The organism is Anaerovirgula multivorans, from assembly GCF_900188145.1.
In the GTDB taxonomy this organism is placed as follows: domain Bacteria; phylum Bacillota; class Clostridia; order Peptostreptococcales; family Natronincolaceae; genus Anaerovirgula; species Anaerovirgula multivorans.
The window spans coordinates 1-1,053 of the sequence record NZ_FZOJ01000104.1 but is presented as its reverse complement, the minus strand read 5'-3'; the positions used below and the strand labels follow the sequence as shown (position 1 = coordinate 1,053).

1 protein-coding gene is annotated in these 1,053 nt (G+C 34.9%); it reads left to right on the top strand.

What is annotated here, in order from left to right; translation table 11 throughout:
* A partial coding sequence (locus tag CHB72_RS25775; RefSeq protein WP_176431632.1) for a transposase occupies positions 1–890 on the top strand: 890 nt, incomplete at its 5' end.
* Between the last annotated feature and the right edge of the window lie 163 nt (positions 891–1,053).

The following is a 1,053-nucleotide window of genomic DNA, read 5'->3' as shown; positions in this document are numbered from 1 at the left end:
AGTTTTTGAATTTTAATCCCCATTTACATATAATAGCAAGCGATGGTTGTTTTTATAACAACTCTGAATTTATGGTTGGAATAGAGCCAAATGCAAAAGATCTGGAAGCTTCCTTTGCTATGGAAGTTATAAATATGCTTGAGAGAGAAGGTAAGATAAATGGTGCTATTATAAACAATATGGCTAATTGGCAGCACTCAGGATTTAATGTATACTGTGGACAGTCAGTAAAGCCATGGGATAAGGAAGGGATAGAAAGACTTGCTCAATATATTGTGCGAGCTCCTATATCACAAGAGCGCATAACTTATATATCACATTCAACTGATGGTATAAACAGGATCATATATAAAGGTAAAACCAGTAATACGTATGAGACTTTTATCCCGCTGGATTGGCTGGCAAGGTTGGTAACACATATACCCAACAAAGGAGAACAACTGGTCCGGTACTATGGATACTACTCCAACAAGTCTCGTGGCATGAGAAAAAAAGAAGAGAATGATAATATAGTACCAGCACTGATATCAACCGACATATCAAAAAAGAAATTCCGCAGGAACTGGGCACGATTAATACAAAAAATATATAATGTAGACCCATTGTTGTGCCCAAAATGCAATGGGGAAATGGGTGTCATATCATTTATTGAAGATGAAGAAACCATTAAGAAAATACTTAAACACCTGAAGATATGGATGACGTATAATCATGACCCACCAGAAGATAAAAAAAACCACTTGACGGTACATATAGAACCGAGAAGTATGGAATGGTGGGAAACTAAAGAAGATACAGCCTGTCAGGGCAGCTTTATAGAAGATATTCATCAAATGCCATATGAAGATGAATATTCACAGTTAACACCATACGAAGATCATATATGTTAGTTTTACATTGAGCTTCATTGGATAAAATAGGCTCTATTTCGCTATGCATGGAATATGGTTGTTATATCATGAAACAATAATTTGGGGGAAATATGAGTTTATACTAAAAAATATGTACTGAACTTAGCAAAAAGCCTGTTGATTATTAGAAATTATTATGATT